The sequence below is a fragment of the Hydrogenophaga sp. PAMC20947 genome (assembly GCF_004795855.1).
Taxonomy (GTDB): Bacteria; Pseudomonadota; Gammaproteobacteria; order Burkholderiales; family Burkholderiaceae_C; genus Hydrogenophaga.
This window is the reverse complement of record NZ_CP039252.1, coordinates 541,100-561,734: the sequence shown is the minus strand read 5'-3', so window position 1 is coordinate 561,734 and position 20,635 is coordinate 541,100. Positions and strand designations below refer to the sequence as shown.

The following is a 20,635-nucleotide window of genomic DNA, read 5'->3' as shown; positions in this document are numbered from 1 at the left end:
AGTCATGAGCACCACCGAAGTTTTTCTGCTGGCCATGCTGGTCATTTTCAGCCTGCCCTGGCTGATCTGGCGCGTGGGCCGAACCGACCATGCCGCACCCTTGGTGGTGGTGCAGATCATCGCCGGCATTCTGCTGGGCCCGGGGGTGCTGGGGCGGTGGTTTCCTGACGCGTATGGCTTCGTGTTCACGCCCCAGGTGGTGCAATCGCTCAACGGCATCGCCTGGTGGGCCGTGATGCTGTTTGTCATGATCGCGGGCATCGAGCTGGATCTGAAGGCCACCTGGGCCCATCGACGCGAAAGTGGCATCACCGCAGGACTGGCGTTGGGCGTTCCCCTGCTCATGGGCTGCGCCGCCGCCGGCGTCATGCTGGGTTTCGGTGGCTGGCAAGGCGCCGGCGCACAGCGCTGGCAGTTTGTGCTGGGCATCGGCATGGCGTGTGCGGTCACAGCCCTGCCCATCCTGATGCTGCTGATGGAAAAACTCGACATCCTGCGCCAGCCACTGGGCCAGCGCATCCTGCGCTACGCCAGTCTGGACGACATCGCCATCTGGGGCGTGCTCGCGCTCATCCTGATGGACTGGACCCGGGTGGGCAAACAAGTGGGCTTCCTGCTCGCCTTCGCCGTGGTGGGTTGGGCCTTTCGACGCCTGATGGCACGTTTGCCCGAGGCCGACCGCTGGTATCTGGCGCTGGCCTGGCTGGCTTTGTGCAGCCTGGGCGCCGATTGGGCCGGCTTGCATTTCATGGTGGGCGCGTTCCTGGCGGGCGCGGTCATGGACGCGCACTGGTTTGACCAGACCCGCATGGACCTGCTGCGCCACCATGTGCTGCTGGTGGTCATGCCGGTGTTTTTCCTCTCGACCGGGTTGCGGACCAACTGGAGCATGGGCGGCGTTGAAGTCTTGGCGGCCGCTGCGCTGTTGCTCGCTGCCTCGGTCGGCGGCAAGCTGCTGGGCGTGCACCTCGCCGGCCGCATCCTTCGCTGGGCCCCGGGTGAAGCCCGCACCATAGGCTGGTTGCTGCAGACCAAGGCACTGATCATGATCATCTTCGCCAACATCCTGCTGGACAAGCAGGTCATCACCGACGCGAGCTTCACAGCCCTGCTCTTGATGGCGGTGGCCAGCACCATGCTGACGGTGCCCATGGTCGCCCGCCGCCTCCCGGGTCAGCGGGCCATCCCGGATGCATTGGAAGCAAACGACGCGGAGCAGGTGCCCACACAGCAGCTGCCAGAAATTCGCCCCTGAGTCCCGCCCCGATCGATCGCCCTGTCGGCGTTCAGGAGCCGTCGCAGCCGATGCGTTCCACCTGCATGGGGCCCATCATCGTCACGCCAGGTGCACCATGGCCGGAGCCCCAGACCGTCGCTCCGCCAGAGGCTGCGGCCATGCGCGCACGGCAATGCAGCTGGATGTTCAAAGCCCCCAGCTCATTCGCCGGGGCGCGCAAACAATACCAGCCGTTGGGGTTGGTGAGCGCCAGGCTGGCATCCCCCTGCACATTCACCAAGGGATCCACCAGGATCAGGCTGGGGTGATCGGTGACCGAGCGATCTTCGCTCGCCATGCCCACACCTGAGATCTTCACCGACGTGGAAAAGCGGGTGTAGACCGGGTGGCTGCCAAATGGATGGTTGCCCCATGCTGTGAGGCAGCCGTTCAAGGCGAAGGCATCGTCTGCCACCCGCACAACGGATTGAGCATGTGCAGCCCCCAACGGGAGCATCAACGATGACAAAGCGGCCAACCGAACAAAGGAGCGGGCAAAGATCGTGAGGTTCATGTGCGATGGTTTTCTTGCGGCGATTCGCGCAGACCAGCGCTCAAATATGGTGGCACTGATAGCGATCCCCTGCCTTCAAATATAGCCCACCCACCCGGAAGCAAGAGCCCTCAACAAATCGGTCGCCCTTGCTCAATTCAGGGGGAGGGCATCAAATGATGTACGGAATAAAACGTTTGGTGGACTTCATGTACTCGACATACGCCTCACCGAAGAAATCCCGGCACTCAGCCTCGTCTCGCCTGGCGGTCACCCACATCGAAAAACTGGCGAACACCACCAGGCCGGTGGTCCAAGGGGTCACACCTTTCAGGTAGGCACCCCACGCCAGAAGAATCAAAGCCGCGTACATGGGATGGCGAATGCGTGCAAATATTCCAGTGGTCACCAAATGCCCTGTCTTTTCAAATGCGTACAACGTTTTGTCTTGCCTGAGTTCAGTGGTCGTCCCAGCGGTCTTCAAGGCGCGCAGACCCAGAATAGCGAACACGGGCGAGGTAAACAGCAGGGACCACGAAGCGATTTGCCTCACCGAAAACATGTCGTCGTGCCAGACCGGTGCATTCCAGACGAGCAAGGCCAGAATCGCCTCCCAAGCAAAAAACCGCGTGAACCCGTGTGCCGCCTTGTCGCGCAGCGAATTTCTTGAGAGGAATATCAACACCCCCGAAAGCAGCACAAAAGCGGCGACCTGAATCGGTGGCCAATGGGTCTTGTTCATGCCATCCAAAGCCACTGACTTCTGGGAACAGGCCCCAGATCAACCCGACCCAACAGCAGCCCAGCCCAAGGCCTTTTTGCTTGCACAGCGCGCCGCTTCAATACCGCCGCTTCCACCTCTCCCCGTGCCAACAGCGCACACCCATCGTTCAGGGCCACAAAGGAGGCATCGCCTCGCCACTGCAGATGCAAACTCAGCGCCGCCAACATCTGGCTGGGTTGGCTCTGCAAAAAATCAAACGGCATGGGCAAGAGGCCGGCTTCGCAAGCCTCCCCCACCAAAGCCAACGCTTCGAAGGGCCCCGAAGAGCTGGTCACCCGCACGACGGCGTGACTGGGCAGTCTGTCAATCCCGTTCGAGTCAAGGCACTGGCGAGCACCAAACAGCGCCATTTCCGCCCAAAGGCCAATGCGCCGCGGGCGCGTTCCCAACCGTTCGACAAGCTGTTCGCGCCAATCGGCTGGCAATGCCACACGGTCTGGCTCGGCGCCGGTGCTTGAGATGGCGGCGGGGGCGCGATCGATCATGCCGGGTGCCGTTTCAAAATCAACACGCTGTGGCCACCACCAAAACCGAGGCCCACCAGCAATACAGTGTCAACGCCGGCGGCGGCCAAGGGTCGATCTGAAGACACCACAACGCCGTCCGCGTCTGGTTCCAAGACGTAGTTCAGTTGAGGCCAAAAACCGCGCTCCAGGCAGGCCAGCAACAGGGCGGTTTCTGCTGCGCAAGAGGCGCCCAGCGTGTGGCCCAGCACCGATTTGAAAGACACGCAAGGTGGCAGCACCTCAAACAGGCGGCGCAACGCCGCCATTTCCACCGCGTCGTTGATGGGGCTCCCCGCCGCCTGAAGCTTGATCAGGTGAATATCGGATCCCTCCAAGCCACTGTCGCGCAAGGCCGACTGGCAGGCTTCGAGCAAAGCTGCTTCGGTTGCGCCCGTGGGGTTGGTGCCGTCAACCACATTCGCGTAAGCCAGGACCCTCCACACCCCCAACGGGTTTGCATAGTCGGCAAGGGAAGGCTTGCTGGTCAACCGCAAGGCGGCAACCGCCTCGCCCAGCACCATCCCTTGGCGGTCTTTGCCCAACGGCTCGGCGCGTTCAGGCGCCAGTAACTGCATGGATTCAAAGCCAAACAGCGCGTAGGGATTGAAAGTCTCAACACCCAGAATCAAAGCCTCGGTTTGGTGCCCGGCAGCGATTTGAATGGCCGCCTGGTGCAAGGCATTGAATGCCGACGTGCAAGCGGTATTCACAATCATGGGGGTCTCAGGCCACCCTTCAGCCAAGGCCAGTTGAAGGGCAAACCCGCTCAGCGGCACGACCTGACCTGACACCTGATGGGCATCTCCACGGTCGAGGGACGAAGATGCGAGAAAGACGGCGCTACCGTCGAATGCAGCAGCGCGCGATCCCAGACACTCTTCAACCACCGCATGCACCGAGTCAATGGCCCTGATTGGCCAATCCGAACGGCCAGGCCCTTGCGAAGCTGCGGCCTCCCCCCCCGCCATCAGGCAATAAGGGCGGCTTTGTTCACCCGGAAGTCCTACCTTGAATGGTTGGACCGCCTTGCCCGAGAGGGCTTGAACAGATGCGGCAAGGCTGCTGCCTAGGCAGGATTGCAATCCTGCGCCACAAAGGAACACCTCGCTCATGACGGGTTTGCTGCATCCGGGTTTTTCTTCGGCATGTTTTTTTGCAAGTACGCGGCCAGGTGTTCGATGGTTTCCATCGCCCGGCGCGTCTCTTTGCTGTCGTTCATTCGAACACCGTACCGATTCTGAATGGCCATGGAAATTTGCAAAGCGTCGAGCGAGTCGAAATCTACTCGGGCGTGGCGCCCAAACAAGGGCTCGTCGTCCAACAAGCCCCCCGGTGGTTCGGGCTTTTCGGCGGCTTCCAGTACGAGCGCCTTCAGCGCCGAAACAAAAGTGTCGTCATGCATTTTTCAAACGGCTGCTTCGCAACAGCATCAAGGCGAAAACAAAGGTCAGGCCAGCAAACCACAGGAGTCGGGAGGCATAGGGCAACACGGCGCTGGCATCTCCGTCACGGAGCAACACCGTCAACAAGCCTTCCAGCCCCCAGTTCATGGGTGAAAGCTCGGCCAGTTGTTGCATGAACGAAGGCATCACGAACTTGGGCACCATGATGCCGCCGATCGCGGCCATCAACACATTCACGATCGGCACCACAGCGCCGGCCTGCGCCTGGGTTCGAACCAGGCAGGCCACCAGAATGGCGAGCCCCACAGCGGCAGCGCTGATCGACGCCAGCACCAACAACAAGGCCGGCCAATGGATACCGCCCAACTGCAGTGCATCGGCACCGAGCAACGGCATGAGCCACACACCGACCGCCAGCATCAAGGCCGCTTGCAGCGCATTGACACCCAGGTAAGGCAGTATTTTGGACAGCAGTATCGCGTGGTCGGGCACACCAAAGCTGCGCAGGCGCGCCATGACGCCGTTGTCCCGCTCCACCAGCCAAAGGCCGGACACGGCCGACATCACAAAGAACATGCCAAACACCAGCCATGCCGGCACGTTTTGCTGCACCGAAGTGGGCTTGATCTGCAGGCTCCCTGTGCGCTTCACTTCGACCAGCGGCGTCCACGGCCCCCGTTCCTCGGCAGTGAGCGCTGCGCTTGACGGCGTTCCACCGCCCGACATGGCCTTCACCACAACACCCAGGGTGCGCAACTGCACCGCCGAAACCAGGCCCGTCATCTGGGCCTGCAGGCTGGACAACAACGCCTTGTCCATCGTCGGCTCAACCACCAGATGAATGGGCGGTGCCCGGGTTTCGCTGATGTCAGCGGACAACGCGGGCATCAGGCGGTCCGATGTACCGGCGTCCAGCACGATCACATATTTCAACTCACCGGAGAGCAGCGCCTGGTTCCAGTCGGCCGGCAAGGCTTTGGCGGCTCCGTGGTCCACCGCCCAGTGTTCCAGCAGGCTTGGCGCCAGGGTGCCAGCATCTTTGGAATCCACAGCGTAAGACAAGACCTGGCTCGGCGGGTTGTAAACGTCTTTCAACGCCAGCGACATGATCACGATGAACAACACCGGCATCAGCAGCAATGCGGCCAATCCGTGCACATCGCGCAGCAAGGCCAGTATTTCCTTTTTGATCAAGGCCATCAGCAGGGACATCATTCGTCCCTCAGCTGGCGGTCGGTCAAGGCTAGGAAAACTTGTTCCAGGGTTGCCCTGCCCACCTGCAAATCGCTGACATCCTGGTCGCTGGCTTCAAGCGTCGAAATGATGGCGCTGAGCTTGGTGTGGGTGTTCGGGCGAATTTCAATGATGGACCCCTGTTGTGTCACCGCCCCCATCGCGGCAAGCGCCTCTTGGACGGGGGGCGACAACGCCTTGTTCGAAGTGAAGCGCACGGTCAACGACCCGGCTTGCAACAGGTTGGCCAAACTGTCGTTGCGCAGAATCCGGCCCCCATCAAGAATGGCCACCTGGTCTGCGACCGCCTCAATCTCTTCCATGTAGTGCGAGGTGTAGATCACGGCGGATCCCTGCTGCGCAAGCGCTTTGATGGCGTCCAGAATGAAGGCGCGCGACTGGGGGTCCACCCCCACGGTGGGTTCATCGAACACATACAGGTCGGGTTTTGGCAAGACCGCGATGGCCAGGTTCAACCGGCGCTTTAACCCACCAGAGAGGTTTTTGGCTTGTGTTTTCTGAAACTGGTTCAACTGGGCAAAGTCAAGACTTTCCTGTTCCCGCTGGCGCCTCGGTGCTGAAGCGAGTCCGCACGCCGCCGAGAAACATTGCAAGTTCTCCCGCACGGTGAGCATGGGGTAAAACGCATACTCCTGAGGCGCCACCGATACCCGTGTCGGATGGGCTTTGTGCACCTGTGCAAACGCTTGCCCATCGATGCTGATCGATCCGGTTTGCACAGCCAGCCCCGCCGACAAATGCGAAATGAGGGTGGTTTTCCCGGCGCCGTTGGGGCCGAGCAGTCCCAGGATCTCACCGCGATCGGCCTTCAACGACACATCGGTCAACGCAGCCTTTGACGCGCTTGGGTACCGAAAACCCAGATGCAAGATCTCCAACAAGGGACGCGCCGTGATAGCCATCGATGTTTGCGGCGCTCAGCCTGTGGTCTTGGCGAGCGCTCGAAACAACGCCTCTTCCGCATCGGCCTGGCCTCTGAGCATCTGCGCCAACCGCCCGGTGTCCATCGGATCCCTCGCTCTGATCATTCGCGCGATGGACAATGCCAGGGCGCGCCAGCCATCGCCAATTTCAATCAATCGATCGGCAGAATCCGCCCAGGCGTTGTTGCCCGCCCGATCGGCCGCCTCTTGCAAAAACGCTGCGTAGATGAAGCGAAACCCTGCCCCACCGGTACCGATCTCTTCTTGCATGCGCACCAGATGGCCGATGAAGTCGGCCGTGGCAGGGTCGGCATTGGGCAGTTTCTCAAACTTGCTGGCCAGCAAACGCATGCCCTTGACCCCTGCAATGGGGACCGGCGCCAACATGCCCCGGCAGGTCTTGGCGACGGCTTTTCTCAATGCAGCGGGGCTGACTTCCGTCTGGTCAGCCGGCCGATTCAACATGTACAAAAGCCCCTTTGGCGCCAACACGCCTTTGGCGAAACGGGAGCGATTCAGGTCCTCCACCTTGCAACGCACAGGGGCCTCGAACACGGGGTCACTGATCAGGTATTCGTCGCCCTCTTTTCCGTACACCAGCAAATTGTGTGCGTTGAAATGAAACCGCATTTCAGGCGGGAAATACGGTAGCCAATAGACCGAGGTTTGCAGCCCCACCACATGGCCCTGGGCAAGCAACTCGTCCAAACGGGCCTGTCCACGTTCGGGACCTGAAAAGGTCTCAAAGGAGAAATCGACACCCAGCGGTTTGCGCAATCCCTTGATCAAGGCCCTGGGCTGTGTGCGGTAGGCAATCAGGGGCAAACCCGAGAGCTTCACAAAAGGCAGGTAGGCAAACGCCAAACCAGAGGACAGGCCAAAAGCCATGCTCTCAGAGATATCGAAACCACTGTGCCGCAGCAAGGCCGAGGCCACGCCGCTTTCACAATGCCCGGCGTGCTGATGGGAGAACTCCGCATGGGTGCGCGGACGCGTGGGAGTCAGCATAGGTCGTGGTGGCGTTTCATGGCATTCACCTGCTCAGGTCGGAACAGTTTTTAAGGCGTTGACAGAAAGGCCCAGGGCCTGCGCATAGCGCTCAAGCTGGGAGGCACTCAGGCTGGCGAAGGGCTGTGGTTTCAGGTGCCGGCGCACGCGCCACCGCCAAAACCCCGTGCTCTGCGCCAAAAGCGCTTCATCCATGCGCCGCTCATGCATCCAGTAGGCCAATGACGACGCCTGGCCAGTTCGCACTTGCTCCAGCGCCTGGGTCGACAGATGGTGCAAGCTGGACAGCGCTTGGGTCGTGACGATTTCTTCAACCTCCCAGCCTTGACTGGGTGCGAGCCGCAGGCGCCCTTGCGCGTCTTTCGCGTAAACCACCTTGCGTTGGCCATCCAGCGTGGTGTTGCGCTCCTGGGGTACCTCCTGGAGATCCATCAGCAAGCCTCCATGAAAACAAATCCACTGGAGAAACGACCGCTCTCGGGAATGAACATGAGTATCGTCTGGCCCCGCTGAATGCGCCCCGACTGAAACAATTCGTCGAGCATGATGTAAGGGGCGGCCGAGCCTGTGTTGCCCTTGCTGGTCAGGTTGGTGAACCACCTTTCGCGGGGAATGGGCAAGCCGATTGCCGCAAGCGCCTGCATGACCGGTTCATAAAAATACATGGATGAAATGTGGGGCAAGAACCAGTCGATGTCGTCGGCCTTCAGTCCATGCTTTTTCGCCAACGTTTCCAGGGGCTCGGCCAGTGTGGCCCGCACGATGTTGGCATTGAGCAATTTCACATCTTGCTTGATGGCAAACACCGAGCGCTCTTGATGCTGTTGCGGCGTGAACGCCAACCAGCCTTGAAGGGCATCGGTATCGGATGCCTTGTCGGCGCCCGCGTACATGCAGGTCGGCAGCTCATGGGCCGCGGATGAGAGCGAGATCCACCGAATGCGCAAAGACAAGCCAGCACCGGGCGTGCTCTGCAGCATCAACGCGGCTGCGCCATCCGACAGCATCCAGCGCAGAAAATCTTTTTCAAAGGCGATCTCCGGGCGCTGCTCAAGCGCCTGCACCTTGTGCTGAACCTCCGCCTCAAACCGGTGTCCTCGCATCATGGGCGACACCAGCTCTGACGCGCAGGCCACCGCCTTGTTCGCGCCCCCGACGGCAATCGACATCCACGCATGTTTGAGCGCCGCAATGCCAGACAAACAAATGCCCGCACAAGCCACCGCTTCCAGGCGTGGCCAACCGAGCTCGCCGTGCACCATCACCGCATGGTTGGGCAACAGCTGATCCGGCGTTGAAGTCCCTGTCGCAAGCACCTCAATCCCTTCGGCATCGCCCAAAGCGCGAATGGCATTGGCAGTGAGTTGTGCGTTGCTCATGGCCGTCTGGCCCGTGGCACGGTCAATGGCGTAATGGCGAGACGTGATGCCGTTACTGCGCAGCACCAAGGCACGGGCCCTCGAGGGACGATCGGCCACCCTGCCCAACACCGACTCCATTTCGTGATTGCCCACCGGGGCAAAGGGCAAATAGGCTGCGGTGCGCGTGATGTAAACGGGGGTACTCATATCAACGGATGGGCATGCGGTTGCTCTTCTTCCAGCAGACTGCCGGACTTGGAAGCCGCGTTCGAGGTTGGCAACAATGCCTCTGCTGCATCACTGAACATCGCCATACGTTCGCCGGAGCTGCCTGATGGCAGTTCAAATTCGGTTTTGAGTTTGGCAAAGCGCTTGCTCATGAAGGGACGAAGCAGTGCCTGCACCGCCAAACTGATCGGAACCACCGTGATGATGAGCAGAATCAAAAAAGCTGTATAGGTAGCCAGCAACGGCTTGCGCTGCGGTGCACCCGGAGCGCCCAGGGCGCTGATCCACCCGCCCCAGATGCGGAAGCTGTGGGTTCCGGCGCGCTCGCTCACCAGCAAATGAGGATTGGCCTGCACGGCCTCCAGGCCCGACAACATGGGTGCGCCGGTCTGTTCCTCATCCTTGCGCAGTGCTTCGCACAAGGCTCTTCCGAACCGGCGTGAGCCCGAAACCTGATCGGAGGTCAGACCCGCCGGGGGCAGCCCCCAGAACCCGGCTTTTTTGCCAAACCACAGCCAGCGGGGGGTGGTGATGAGTGTGGCGAGTGTGGGACTCAGATCGGTCAAGGCGACGTTGTCGGTCAGCTTCGCGCCCACATCGAGCAGCAAGCCTTTGACCTTTTCCTGGGCCATCAACCACATGTTGCGGCAAGCGATCACGGTAACCACGGGCTTGCCCTTGAGCAATCGAGCCGCCTGTTCGCTCTTCAGAAACGACATCACTGGCAATGAGGGCGCCAGGTACCACACCTGATACGGCAAGATCACCAGATCAAATGACGCATCCTCTGCGATGTCCAACGGCTCCATCGCGCAAGGGCGCATCAATGCCGACTCAGGGAAAGCATCCATGAAGGGAAAAAATGGCCACGGATAGGGAAACGGCTTGACCGGTCGCAACGCATGCACGCTCACCTCGATGGCAGGGTCCGCCTTCAAAGGGGCAAGCATTTGTTCGACCACGTCGGAGAGCTGCCCTGTTTGCGAATAGAGCAGGACCAGCACGCGTTTTTTCAAGATCATGTCAGGCAGGCTTAATTGAAGCGCCGTCATCGACCTCGTGGGATGACAGAAAGGAAAGGCATTCGCAGGTGGAAACACGGACCACCCATTGGCGAACACAACCCTCTATTGTCAACCAAAATTTCTAATAAGCCGCCCAAGGCTCAAATCATGGCGCCATTGATCGAAATCACCTGGCCTGAAATGTACCCAGCACGATCTGAGGCGAGAAAGGAAACCAAATCGGCGACTTCGCTGGCTCGCCCGGCGCGTTGCATGGGCACCATTTTTTTGATCACATCGGCATCGAACTGCCCCTCGGCCATGCCGCTGTCGATGATGCCAGGCGCCACCACGTTGACCGTGATGTTGCGGCTCGCGAGCTCCAGCGCCAGCGACTTGCTGGCCGCGTGCAAAGCACCTTTGGCCGCCGCATAGTTGACCTGCCCCCGGTTGCCAGCGACTGCGGCCACCGATGAAATGCTGATGATGCGGCCCCAGCGGGTGCGCAGCATGGGCATGGTCAATGGCTGCGTCACGTTGAAAAAACCATTGAGCGACACATCGATCACGCGGTCCCATTGATCACCACTCATGCCCGGGAACACGGCATCGTCGTGGATGCCTGCGTTGTTGACGATCACCTGCACCGAGCCCTCTTCGGTGAGGCCCGCCAGGGCGGCCGCTGTGCCGACCCGGTCGGTCACATCAAAGACCGCCGCCTGGGCGCTGCCGCCGGCGGTGCGGAGCTGGTCCACCACCCCCTGCGCCTTGTCCAGGCTTAGGCTGGCGTGCACGATCACGTGAAAACCGTCCGCCGCCAGCTGCTGGCAAATCGCCCGGCCCAGGCCACCACTGCCTCCAGTGACCAGCGCACGTTTGGGTTTTTTTGTATCGTTCATATCGCTAAGGAAGAGGCGTCGAGCACCACCGATGCCCGGCCTTCAAGCAGGCAGCGGTCCCGGTGGTGGAGTTGGAACTGGTACAGGATGAGCCGCGCATCACCCGAGAGGCGCTCGGCCGAGACACGCAAAGGGCCGGCGCAGTCGTCAAGGCGCGGCACGTACAAAGTCAGGCCGCGCACGCTGGTGAGGTAGCCCTGGGTGGGCGCGGCGCCAGCGGGCGCCAGCAGCCCCCCGTGCACCGCCATGGCCTGTGCAGCGTATTCGACACCGGTCGCGACCCCCAGGCGCCCGGACGCACGCAATGGGTTGTCGACCGCTTCATGGCTCAGCGCTTCGCACACGATGTGGTGCTCGTCCCATTCCCGAACAGCATGCAACAGGCACATGTTGCCGTGGTGCGGGATGTGGGCGGCGATCCAGGCATGGTCTAACACGGCTGCACATCCAGCTCAATCTGCTGGGGTGCAAGGTAATCCAGCACCACGGGGCCGGCCAACCTCTGCGCCAGCCGCTGCAGCAAAGGCAAGGAGCGCAAGGCGGGCACTTTCTGGCGCAATTGCTCCAGCCCGGGATCTTGCAAGGTGGCGGCCGCGGCGCGGGTGGTGCGCAACGCGATGGAGGCCAAGGATTGTCCTGACGGCTGAGGCGTCAGCAGCAAGGCCACGCCAGCGCAATCGGGTGTGTCACGCTTGGCAAACAGCGGTTGAGGGTACTCGCTGTCGTAGGCCACGAGCAAGACCGGCTCATTCGTGCAGACCACTTGTGCCATGGCATCCAGCAGACCCGCGCCCAGGCTGGCGTCAAACGCACCAATCACCTGGCACGGCGCCATGCAGCGGGTCGCAATGCCCCAATAGCCAGCGGCGGCGTTGTGCACCGAGTTGTGAAAACGGGTGGGCGAGACCTGTCGATCATCGCTGGCCAACTGCTCGCACAAGGCATGGCAGTTGTGGCCATCGGCACCCGACGCACTGAAGACGGTGGCCAGCGTACTGGCGTCGGCACCCGCATGGGCCACAGCCTCCAGGCCCAGACCCAGACTGAGTTTGATCACCCGGCTGGCGCGGCGGCGCTCCGCCGTGGGCAACAAGCTGGGCACGGGCAGCACCGACGGCGCGGGCACATACGCCTGCTCGCCTGCCAGCACGGCACGGGCCGTGGGCCAGTCGGGCATACCCGGCGCGATCAATCCAATGCCCTGTATCCAGGCGCGCAGGGGGGCGTGGGTCACGGTGCTCATGCCTGCACTCCCAGAATCAGGCTGCAATTGCTGCCGCCAAAGCCAAACGAATTCGACAAAGCTCGGCGCAAAGGCGCTGCTTCGCTGTGTCGCTGGTAACGCAGCGGCAAGGCCGGGTCTACCGACCCGGTGCCCGGACTCCCGGGCATGCGCCCGTCGGTCAGTGCCAGCGCGCAGATGACCGCCTCGATGGCCCCAGCCGCTCCGAGCGTGTGGCCCGTGGCGCCTTTGGTTGAGTTGCAGGCCACGCGGTCGCCAAACACGGTGCTCACTGCCAGCCCTTCTGCCGCGTCATTGGCCGGCGTGGCGGTCCCGTGCAAGTTGATGTAGTCAATATCGCCAGCGCCAAGGCCAGCGCTGTTCAAGGCGGCGTCCATGGCCATGCGGGCGCCCAGGCCTTCCGGGTGGGGCGCGGACATGTGGTGCGCATCGCTGGATTCCCCCACGCCGAGCACCAGCAAGGCACCCGGTGTCGCGTTGTCGGCCCTCTCCAGCAGGCCGAAACCGGCCCCCTCACCAATGGAAAGACCATCCCGTTCTGGGTCGTAGGGGCGACACGGCAACGTTGAGGTGAGCTGCAGGGATGCAAACCCGTACAAGGTGGTCAGGCACAGCGTGTCGACTCCGCCGACCACGGCTGCATCAATGGTGCCCAATTTGATCTGGCGCGCGGCGGCGGCAAACACCTTGGCGCTGGAAGAGCAGGCGGTCGAGACGGCCATGGCCATGCCCTCGAGGCCCAGGTATTCCCGGGCGAATGCGGCCAGGGAAAAGGCGTTATGGGTTCCACCGTAGTCAAACCCCTCGGGCAACGCACCAGACACCGGATCACGCTGTCGGTAGGCCAGCTCGGTTTGCAAGATACCGGCGGTACTGGTTCCCAGAAATACGCCCACCCGGTCCGCACCATAACGCTCAGACGCCGCGCGCACCTTTTGCGCAAAACCATCTGCCTCCAGGCCCAACTGCACCAGGCGGTTGTTGCGGCAATCAAAGCGCGCCAGCGCCTCGGGCAACTGCACCTGGTTCAAGCCCTCGACCTCGCCAATCCAGGTGTCAAGCGTGACCGACTCGAAGTCGCATCGCTTCAAACCCGATCGTTCGGACTTCAGGGCATCACGGTGGGCGTCCAGACCTTGGCCCAGGCAGGTGGTCAGGGTGTAGGCGGAGAGTAACAAGGGATACACAGGCACAACCGGTCGTTCAAAACGCTGATCTTAGAGGATGGGGTTGTTGCGCGCACCAAAATCAGGCCATGTGCGGGTCGGCGCCCCGTCGTCAAAGGCCCGGAAAAGGGCCTCATCGCAGAGCGGCCTCCAGCGTGACAGGGCGCAACCCCGCTTCCTGGATGGCGCGCAGGAGGTGTGGCAAAACCGCCAGGATGACGGGCTGCCCATCGGCGCCCCGCGCTGCGTGGCCATCGTGCAACAGCAGGATATCGCCCGCGGCGAGCCCCCGCGTGAGGAGGCTCAGTGCTTGATCTGGATCGGACCGGCGCGTGTCGAACGAGCGCCGAGTCCAGGCCGCCAACTGCAAATTCAGCCCTTGCAAGACCGGATCGAGAAACGGGTTGCGCAACCCGGCCGTCGGACGGAAGAACCGGGGTGCTTGCCCACTGAGCGTGGTCAGCGTGGTTTGCGCGGCTGCGATGTCCGCCCGCATGCGCCGAGGGCCAAAGAGCGAAAAGGCATGGGAATGTGAATCCCCGTGGTTTTCCACCCGGTGCCCTCGCGCGACAATCTCTTTGCACAGATCAGGCGCCTGCCGGGCGCGCCAACCGATGCAAAAGAAACTCGCTTTCACACCAGCAGCGTCGAGCAGATCCAGCACCAACGGTGTGACCTCTGGGTCGGGGCCGTCATCGATGGTGATGGCCACTTCGCGCCGGGCTTGTGCGCTGGAAGGCAAACGAACCCAGTTGGAGCCCAGCAACTGAGAGCGTGGCAGCAAACCCGCCACCGTCAAGGTGGCGTGGTTGGCGACCACGGCGGCGAGCCCCCAAGGCCATGCCCCAGGCACCAACGCAGCACCCAGCGCGGCCGCGCCGTGCAGCGCTGCAGACGCCTGCAACGCTGGTGTCCAGAATGAGGGCCGACTCAAGACTGCCTCCCAAAATGTCCGACGTCCAGAAACTGTGACCACAGCGGCATCCAGGCAGCCCAGTCGTGTCCCCCTTCGACCTCGACCCTTTGCGCCATGGGAAGCCTTTCTATCAGGGTGTGCATGCTGTCCGCAAAACGGTCCTGGGCACCGTAGCCCACGAACAAAGGCATTTCGAGCACGGGTTGTTTGAGCCAGCGCCACAGCCGGAACTCGGGGTCCTCCAGCTCGGTGGCATCGGGCACCCAAGTATCCAGTCCGCCTGCGCGCCGGATGGCGTTGATGGTCAGCCGGCTGCCCGGGTAAGGGGCCAGCAAACAGACGCCATCCACCGGCGCCGTCTCTTCGGCCAGACACGACAAAGCCAGTTGTCCGCCGCGCGAGATGCCAGCGAGCCAGATCTGCGCGTAACGGGCGCGCTCTGGCGCCAGCACGTCATCGCGCAAGACCTGCAAAGCCTGTCGGTTGCAGCCCCCCAAGGCCTGCAAATCCACCGCCATCAGATCCAGATCAAGGTGGCGCTGTTCCACCGCATCGAACATCCCGGCATCGACCATGTGCTGAGGCTTCATCAAGGCCCCGGGCAACAACACCATCAGCGCAGATCCGCCGCGCAATGCGGTCAGGGCGTCCGGGCGGCTCATGTGCGACGGGGTGGATACACAAACACCGCCGCCATCAGCAGCGCCAGCAAGGCGCCGGGCCCGACCGTGACACCGATCGCCTGCAACACCGGCACGTGAGAGGCCGCCAGTGTGCCAAACCCGATCGCGGTGGTGAGGGTGGCCACGCCCAACGACATCAGGGTGGCGGCGTCCAGCGCTTCACCACCCGCCGCGCGGTCAAAAAACAGCGCGTAGTTGGAGCCCACAGCCACGATGAGCAACATGCCCACCAGGTGCAGCAAGTGCAAGCGTTCGCCCGCCAGGTGCAAAGCCGCAAGGACGCCGACCACCGTGAGCGCCAAGGCAATCAGCACGCGCGCGAGACGCCCCACCGATCGCAAAGTCACACCCAGCAACAAGACGATCAAGGCACAACCCGCCAGCGCCAGGCGCACCGCCTCACCCACATAACCCCCATACAAGGTGTCAAACTCGCCTTTGAGGTCCACAAACAAAGCGCCACTGCCTGCCAGCGCCGCCTGAAGACGGTCCACCGGCATGTCGACACCGGCGGCCGGCGGCCGCAGGGGAATCACCACATTCCACCCTTTGGCACCTGGCGTGAGCATCGCATCCACGGCCAGCGCCATGGCCGACCCGTCGAGATCGGCTCGCCGCACAGGCCCCGCCTCACGGGCTGCGGCCACGCCGTCCAGAAACGGGCCCAGCTTGTCCGCTGACAAGGGCGCGTCGACCAAAGCCGCCCTCAAGCGGACTTCCAGCACGGCGCGGTCGGGCAAATGGTTCAGACGGGCCTGCTGGCTCCGGGCACTGGGCAGGAAGCGAACCGGGCTGTCGTAGCCCCCTATGACACCTTCCTCGGTCAGCGCATCCAGCCGGGCGCCAACGCGCTCCGCGGCCTGCAACGCCGCCTCCTGGTCTGCGCCCGAAGCCATCACCAGGTAACGCGCATCGGGCGCAGCCAGATCGGTTCGCAGGCGGCCATCGGCTTCGGCTTCGTCCGCGCTCACGGTGGAGAGCGCCGACAAATTGGCGTCCCACAAGCTGTCGCGCTGCTGCCAGAGGTATGCACCCGCCAGAACGGCCGCGATGGCGACCCACACCCGAAGCCGGTAGGCCTGACCCAACCAGCCCAGCGCACGGTGCACCCAGGGACCTGGCTCGGGCACACTCACCACCTGCCCAGCCAGCGTGGGCAGCACAAAGCGCGTGACCAGCGCCGCCGTCACCACCCCCGACAAGGCGTACAAGCCCAGTTGCGACAGGCCAGGAAAACCCGAAAACAGCAAGGCGCCAAATCCCAGCGCCGAAGTCATCACGCCCAGCCGGATCGTGGGCCAGAAAGTCTGGCGCCAGGTGGACAGCCCCATGCGACCTGATTGAACAAAGAAGTAGATGGCATAGTCCACCGCCTCCCCGATCAAGGCCGAGCCAAAGCCCACCGTGATGCCAAACACCTCACCATGCACCAGGCTGACCACCACCACACCCGCCAGCGCACCGCTCACCATGGGGAGCAGGCCCAGTGCCAGCAGGCGAGGCGAGCGGTAGACCCAGAGCAACACGCCCACGATGCCGATGGTGCTGATCACCAGCAAGCGGGAAACCTCTGCCTTGATCGATTCGCGCGACTTCACGGCAAAGACCCCGGGGCCCGAGAGTTGCAGGTCGAGGTTCGGTGTGCCCTCAACCTTGGCCTTGGCTGTGTCGAAAGCCGCTTGCACCCGCTCCACCGCTTGCGCCTGTCCGTCGATATCGGAACCCAGCGCCTGTGTTTCAAGCAACAGCATGGCCCGCTCGCCATCGCGAGAGGCCCACACGCCTGCGCGCATCTCGGGTTGTGCGCCTGGGTTGAACTGCTCCAGTATGGCCATCAACTCGCCGGTCGGATCCTGGGCCAGAAAAGGCTTGACCATCATGCCCAATGGAGAGGACAAGCCGTCAATCGTCTCTCCCACCGCATCGCGCAAGCCGGCTTCTGTGAAACGTTCCGCGTTCACCGCAGGGCTGAGCTGGTAGCGGTGGCGCAGGAAAAAGTCACGCTCGCTGTCCATGGCTGCCGCCGCACCGTTTTGCACCGACAAGAATCCACCCCCGCCGGCCAGTTGCTGCCGCATGGCTTGTGATGCCTGTGCGCGCTGTTTGGCGTCACCGCCGCCCACGGCGACCATGAGCAATCGGGAGACCGAGCCGTCTTTCAGTTGCGCAACCAGCACCTGTTGCTCTGGCGTCGGACGTGAAGGCAGAAAAAACGAAATATCAGCCGAAAACCGGCTTTGGGACACCACAGCCACGCCAGCGCACATCAGCACCAGCCAGACCAGGAACACCCGCACCCTCGGTGACATCATGGCTGGTCGATCGGCTCGATGGCGAGCTCAGAACGGTCTCCATCGGCCTGAAAGTACTCGATCTTGCGCACCTGCTTCTTGCTGCCGCTGACCTTGATGCGCTGCAACAAGGCGGCGATGGCGGGCTCCGTGGGCAGCAAGGTGAGCATCCAGTCTGCTCTTTCTCCCGTGAGCTCCAGCTTGTAGTGCGCTTCCAGCGCCTGGCGGTTGCCGGCCAGCGTGCTGCGGATGCTCTCGACGAACGCCTGCGCCTCAGGCCGGCTGGAGAGGTTGATGGACATGCGGCGTTTGTCGCGCTCCAGACTCAGGGTGTCCTTGTCCAGCACCATGGACTCCATTTTGGGCAACAAGGTGTGTTTTTCCAAGCGGTCGGGCGGGCTGTACACCATCTCCCCCGAAGCCTGTACCGGCTTGTCCAGCAGCGCGACATACCGCGTCTCCACAAAGCGCGCCCGTCCGCCCTTGTTCTGGGCCAGATCGGCCATCAACTGGTCCACGCTGTAGGCGGCATGCGCCAAAGAGCCCACGAGGCCCAGCCCCAAAACAGCCCACCGAAAAAATCGATTCATTTCGTACGCCAAAAATTGAAAAAGTTGAACCAGTTGTAGGGCTGACGCTTGCAATAACGCTCCAGACAACTGACATAACGCGCCATGGCCTGCTCAATCGCGGCCTGGCGATCCGCGCGCTCGACCTGGGAAAAATCGGCCAACGGCTCAAAATGCAGCTCATATCGGTTGCCGCCCAGGTAGAGCCCGGTCATGAAAAACACGGGGCGCTTCAACATCGCTGCCAACCGCCATGGTCCGACAGGAAACGGCGCCGGATGCCCCAGAAAATCGAACATTTTCATGGCGTCATCACCCAGCGTGCGGTCTGCCAGCATGCCCACCATGTAGCCATGGTCCAGCTTGTCGCGCACCTCCAGCATCGACTCGATACGGCCCAAAGGGATGATATCTTGCATGGCCTTGGGGTTGATGGCGGCCAGGGATGCGTTCAGCTTGCGGGCATTGTCTTTGTACATCAACATGGCCACCTTCAGCCCGCCAGCCCCCCACCCCACGGCGCGCAAAACCTCGAAGCTGCCAAAGTGTGCACCGATCAGCAGTGCGCCGACGCCATCCGACAGCGTGCCACGCACTTCCTGCACACCGTAGACCTTGATGTCAAAATCGGCAAAGCGGTCGTTGAGCAGGTAAATGCGGTCGTGAATCGTGCTGGCAAAACCCAGCACGTGTCGGTAGCCATCACGCCAGCCCGCGGGCCGCCCCAGGGCCCGTTCCAGGTAATGGCGGCTTGCGCGGCGCGCGCTGGGCGCGAACAGCACAAAGTAAGCCGTGATGATGTGCAGCACGACGCGCCCCAGCCGCCGGCCGAACGTGAGCGACAGCCAGACCATGAAGCGCAGCACCAGCGCGTGGCTGCGTTCCTCTTGCTGCATCCAGTCGGCTTGCCCGTCTTCGGTCATGCCTTGCGTGGTGCCAGACTGCCGGTGGCCACGGCGCGCGCATCGGATGCATGAATGGCAAATTTGCAACCGCCACGGAGGTCAGGGGTCAGGGTGAAAGTGAGACTCTCTCCCGGCGCAACAGGGCTCAAGAACTTGGTCTGCGACACCGTCCAACTGTCCATGCCGCCATGGCCCTCGTCCACGCCCACCGTCGCATTCACCTGCGCTTGGGCGAAAAGAATGGCCTGGTCGAGCAAGACCACGCCCGGCAAGATGGGCCGACCAGGAAAATGGCCGGCGAACGCAGGATGCGCCAGAGGCACCTGCCAGACGAAGCACCGCTCACTCATGTCGAAGCCATCTTGCTTTGCTCGTACAGCGACTGCAGAGCCGAGCGCGGTAGCTTGCCCATGCTGTTGCGCGGCAAGGCATCGATCAAGACCAGCGGGCGCGGCATGAAGATCGCATCGATTCGCTCGCGCAAGGCAGCCACCAGCCCCGACCGCGCCAGCTGAGGCGCCACCACAAATGCAGCCAACCGCACCACATGCAGACCTGCGCCTTCAGCGGGCTCATCGGGCATATAAAAAGCGCCATCGTCCACCCCATCTATGGCGCGCAGCTGGTGGTTGAGATAGGCCAGCGAGGTGCGCTTGCCTGCGATGTTGATCAAATCGGCATGGCGGCCGTGCAGCAAAAACTGCCGATCAGCCTGCAGCTCGATCAGGTCCGACAAGGGCACGCTGCCGCCCACATGCCCGCCTTCGGCGCAGGTCTCATCCCCGTTTTGCACCAACCGCACGTCGGGCAGCAAGCGCCAGACGGGTCCGTCTGTGGTCCGGCGCCAGGCGAGTTGCGACGACTCGGTGGAACCATAGATCTCAAATACCGGCGCACCGCTCCGTGCCTCGACCCGTATTGCCACCGACGCCTCCAGCGGCGCCGTGGCGGACAGCCATGCGTCAACCGAAGGCCATACCGCTTCCGAGGCCAGCAAATTGGCCAGGTGAAAGGGGGTGGTCACCACCATGCGCGGTCTCGGCACGGCTTGCACCGCCTCGACCACGTCCTGGGGATAAAAGGGTCGCCCGCTCCAAAACGCACAGCCGCCGTGCAACGCCATCAAAAACGTCGATTCGAATCCGTAGCTGTGTTGAACCGGCACCGTGCCCACCAGCGCGGTGTGGCTGCCCAGCAGCCCCAGACCCTCGGCCTCCGCGCGGCCGTTGGCCACCAACATGGCCCAGGTTTTGCCGTGCGCCTGGGGCAAACCCGTCGAGCCCGAGGTAAACAACACCGCAACAACGCGGTCGCCGGCAATCATCGGTATCTCGAGAACGGGCTCAGCCTCGCCCGTGTTGAGGCCGGCAAACGCCACACGCGGCAGTGGCAGCTCTTCAAAACCGCTGTCAGTGACCGCGAAGGCGCCCGCGTGGTCCCGGGCCAGCTGCCCCAGCGTCTGGCTGGACTGTGAAGCGGGTTGCAAACTGGTTTTTCCCGTCAACAGGCAGGCAGCAAACACCACGGCAAAGTGGTAACGGTCTTCGCAAAGATTCACGACCCAGGCGGGTGGTGGCAAGGCTTTGGCGACCCGGCAGGCATCGGCCAGAAAATCCCGCACCAGAACGGGTCCTTCCGGGCGAAACGCCAGAACATCGTCAAGGGTCAAGCTGCTGACCAGTGGCAGCAAAGTTGTGGTCACCTCAAGACTCCAGGAAACAGG

The 20,635-nt window shown here is 62.5% G+C and carries 23 protein-coding genes; 1 reads left to right on the top strand and 22 read right to left on the bottom strand.

Annotation, left to right across the window (positions count from 1 at the left end; all coding sequences use genetic code 11):
• Window positions 1-4: 4 nt before the first annotated feature.
• Window positions 5-1,255 (top strand): cation:proton antiporter, encoded by a 1,251-nt coding sequence (locus E5678_RS02580; RefSeq protein WP_136177076.1) that lies wholly within the window; start codon window positions 5-7, stop codon window positions 1,253-1,255.
• 31 nt (window positions 1,256-1,286) lie between these two features.
• Here the strand turns inward: E5678_RS02580 and E5678_RS02575 are convergent, their stop codons facing one another.
• The 22 genes from E5678_RS02575 to E5678_RS02475 all read right to left on the bottom strand — a co-directional run bounded on the left by E5678_RS02575 (window position 1,287) and on the right by E5678_RS02475 (window position 20,614).
• The gene (locus E5678_RS02575; protein WP_136177075.1) at window positions 1,287-1,790 is read right to left on the bottom strand and encodes a hypothetical protein; all 504 of its coding nucleotides are present in this window, start codon (window positions 1,788-1,790) and stop codon (window positions 1,287-1,289) included.
• 151 nt (window positions 1,791-1,941) lie between these two features.
• Window positions 1,942-2,511 (bottom strand): isoprenylcysteine carboxylmethyltransferase family protein, encoded by a 570-nt coding sequence (locus tag E5678_RS02570; protein WP_136177074.1) that lies wholly within the window; start codon window positions 2,509-2,511, stop codon window positions 1,942-1,944.
• A complete protein-coding gene (locus tag E5678_RS02565; RefSeq protein ID WP_136177073.1) occupies window positions 2,508-3,038 on the bottom strand; it encodes a hypothetical protein in 531 nt (176 codons plus the stop codon). The genes E5678_RS02570 and E5678_RS02565 overlap by 4 nt, the downstream gene beginning before the upstream one ends.
• Complete coding sequence (locus E5678_RS02560; protein WP_168708471.1) at window positions 3,035-3,775, bottom strand: beta-ketoacyl synthase N-terminal-like domain-containing protein; 741 nt, start codon at window positions 3,773-3,775, stop codon at window positions 3,035-3,037. Before E5678_RS02560 ends, E5678_RS02565 begins: the two co-directional genes overlap by 4 nt.
• 392 nt (window positions 3,776-4,167) lie before the next feature.
• Window positions 4,168-4,461: an acyl carrier protein gene (locus tag E5678_RS02555; RefSeq protein WP_136177071.1), complete on the bottom strand. Its 294-nt coding sequence runs from the start codon at window positions 4,459-4,461 to the stop codon at window positions 4,168-4,170.
• Entirely contained in the window at window positions 4,454-5,677 is a 1,224-nt protein-coding gene (locus tag E5678_RS02550; protein ID WP_247596891.1) for an ABC transporter permease, read from the bottom strand. The genes E5678_RS02555 and E5678_RS02550 overlap by 8 nt, the downstream gene beginning before the upstream one ends.
• Window positions 5,674-6,618 carry an ABC transporter ATP-binding protein gene (locus E5678_RS02545; RefSeq protein ID WP_247596890.1) on the bottom strand — a complete coding sequence of 315 codons (945 nt, stop codon included), beginning with the start codon at window positions 6,616-6,618 and terminating at the stop codon, window positions 5,674-5,676. The genes E5678_RS02550 and E5678_RS02545 overlap by 4 nt, the downstream gene beginning before the upstream one ends.
• 15 nt (window positions 6,619-6,633) lie before the next feature.
• Window positions 6,634-7,647 carry a BtrH N-terminal domain-containing protein gene (locus E5678_RS02540; protein ID WP_136177070.1) on the bottom strand — a complete coding sequence of 338 codons (1,014 nt, stop codon included), beginning with the start codon at window positions 7,645-7,647 and terminating at the stop codon, window positions 6,634-6,636.
• Window positions 7,648-7,680: 33 nt separating this feature from the next.
• Window positions 7,681-8,079 (bottom strand): hypothetical protein, encoded by a 399-nt coding sequence (locus tag E5678_RS02535; protein ID WP_136177069.1) that lies wholly within the window; start codon window positions 8,077-8,079, stop codon window positions 7,681-7,683.
• Window positions 8,079-9,215, bottom strand: a complete 1,137-nt coding sequence (locus E5678_RS02530) for a beta-ketoacyl-ACP synthase III (RefSeq protein ID WP_136177068.1) — start codon at window positions 9,213-9,215, stop codon at window positions 8,079-8,081. The genes E5678_RS02535 and E5678_RS02530 overlap by 1 nt, the downstream gene beginning before the upstream one ends.
• Complete coding sequence (locus tag E5678_RS02525; protein ID WP_247596889.1) at window positions 9,212-10,258, bottom strand: dialkylrecorsinol condensing enzyme; 1,047 nt, start codon at window positions 10,256-10,258, stop codon at window positions 9,212-9,214. Before E5678_RS02525 ends, E5678_RS02530 begins: the two co-directional genes overlap by 4 nt.
• 143 nt (window positions 10,259-10,401) lie before the next feature.
• Window positions 10,402-11,139, bottom strand: coding sequence for a 3-oxoacyl-ACP reductase FabG (gene fabG, locus E5678_RS02520; protein ID WP_136177067.1), 738 nt, complete (start codon window positions 11,137-11,139; stop codon window positions 10,402-10,404).
• Window positions 11,136-11,528 (bottom strand): 3-hydroxylacyl-ACP dehydratase, encoded by a 393-nt coding sequence (locus tag E5678_RS02515; RefSeq protein WP_247596991.1) that lies wholly within the window; start codon window positions 11,526-11,528, stop codon window positions 11,136-11,138. The genes fabG and E5678_RS02515 overlap by 4 nt, the downstream gene beginning before the upstream one ends.
• 41 nt (window positions 11,529-11,569) lie before the next feature.
• Window positions 11,570-12,382 carry a beta-ketoacyl synthase chain length factor gene (locus E5678_RS02510; RefSeq protein ID WP_136177065.1) on the bottom strand — a complete coding sequence of 271 codons (813 nt, stop codon included), beginning with the start codon at window positions 12,380-12,382 and terminating at the stop codon, window positions 11,570-11,572.
• Entirely contained in the window at window positions 12,379-13,569 is a 1,191-nt protein-coding gene (locus tag E5678_RS02505; protein WP_136177064.1) for a beta-ketoacyl-[acyl-carrier-protein] synthase family protein, read from the bottom strand. Before E5678_RS02505 ends, E5678_RS02510 begins: the two co-directional genes overlap by 4 nt.
• 112 nt (window positions 13,570-13,681) lie before the next feature.
• Window positions 13,682-14,482, bottom strand: a complete 801-nt coding sequence (locus E5678_RS02500; protein ID WP_136177063.1) for a polysaccharide deacetylase family protein — start codon at window positions 14,480-14,482, stop codon at window positions 13,682-13,684.
• Window positions 14,479-15,126: a hypothetical protein gene (locus tag E5678_RS02495; protein ID WP_136177062.1), complete on the bottom strand. Its 648-nt coding sequence runs from the start codon at window positions 15,124-15,126 to the stop codon at window positions 14,479-14,481. The genes E5678_RS02500 and E5678_RS02495 overlap by 4 nt, the downstream gene beginning before the upstream one ends.
• The gene (locus E5678_RS02490) at window positions 15,123-17,459 is read right to left on the bottom strand and encodes an MMPL family transporter (RefSeq protein WP_348770362.1); all 2,337 of its coding nucleotides are present in this window, start codon (window positions 17,457-17,459) and stop codon (window positions 15,123-15,125) included. Before E5678_RS02490 ends, E5678_RS02495 begins: the two co-directional genes overlap by 4 nt.
• Window positions 17,456-18,028, bottom strand: a complete 573-nt coding sequence (locus tag E5678_RS02485) for a LolA-related protein (RefSeq protein ID WP_136177061.1) — start codon at window positions 18,026-18,028, stop codon at window positions 17,456-17,458. The genes E5678_RS02490 and E5678_RS02485 overlap by 4 nt, the downstream gene beginning before the upstream one ends.
• The gene (locus E5678_RS02480) at window positions 18,025-18,930 is read right to left on the bottom strand and encodes an acyl-CoA synthetase (protein WP_210731971.1); all 906 of its coding nucleotides are present in this window, start codon (window positions 18,928-18,930) and stop codon (window positions 18,025-18,027) included. Before E5678_RS02480 ends, E5678_RS02485 begins: the two co-directional genes overlap by 4 nt.
• Window positions 18,927-19,262, bottom strand: coding sequence for a hypothetical protein (locus E5678_RS22550; RefSeq protein WP_247596888.1), 336 nt, complete (start codon window positions 19,260-19,262; stop codon window positions 18,927-18,929). Before E5678_RS22550 ends, E5678_RS02480 begins: the two co-directional genes overlap by 4 nt.
• Window positions 19,259-20,614, bottom strand: coding sequence for an AMP-binding protein (locus tag E5678_RS02475; RefSeq protein WP_247596887.1), 1,356 nt, complete (start codon window positions 20,612-20,614; stop codon window positions 19,259-19,261). Before E5678_RS02475 ends, E5678_RS22550 begins: the two co-directional genes overlap by 4 nt.
• Window positions 20,615-20,635 lie beyond the last annotated feature (21 nt).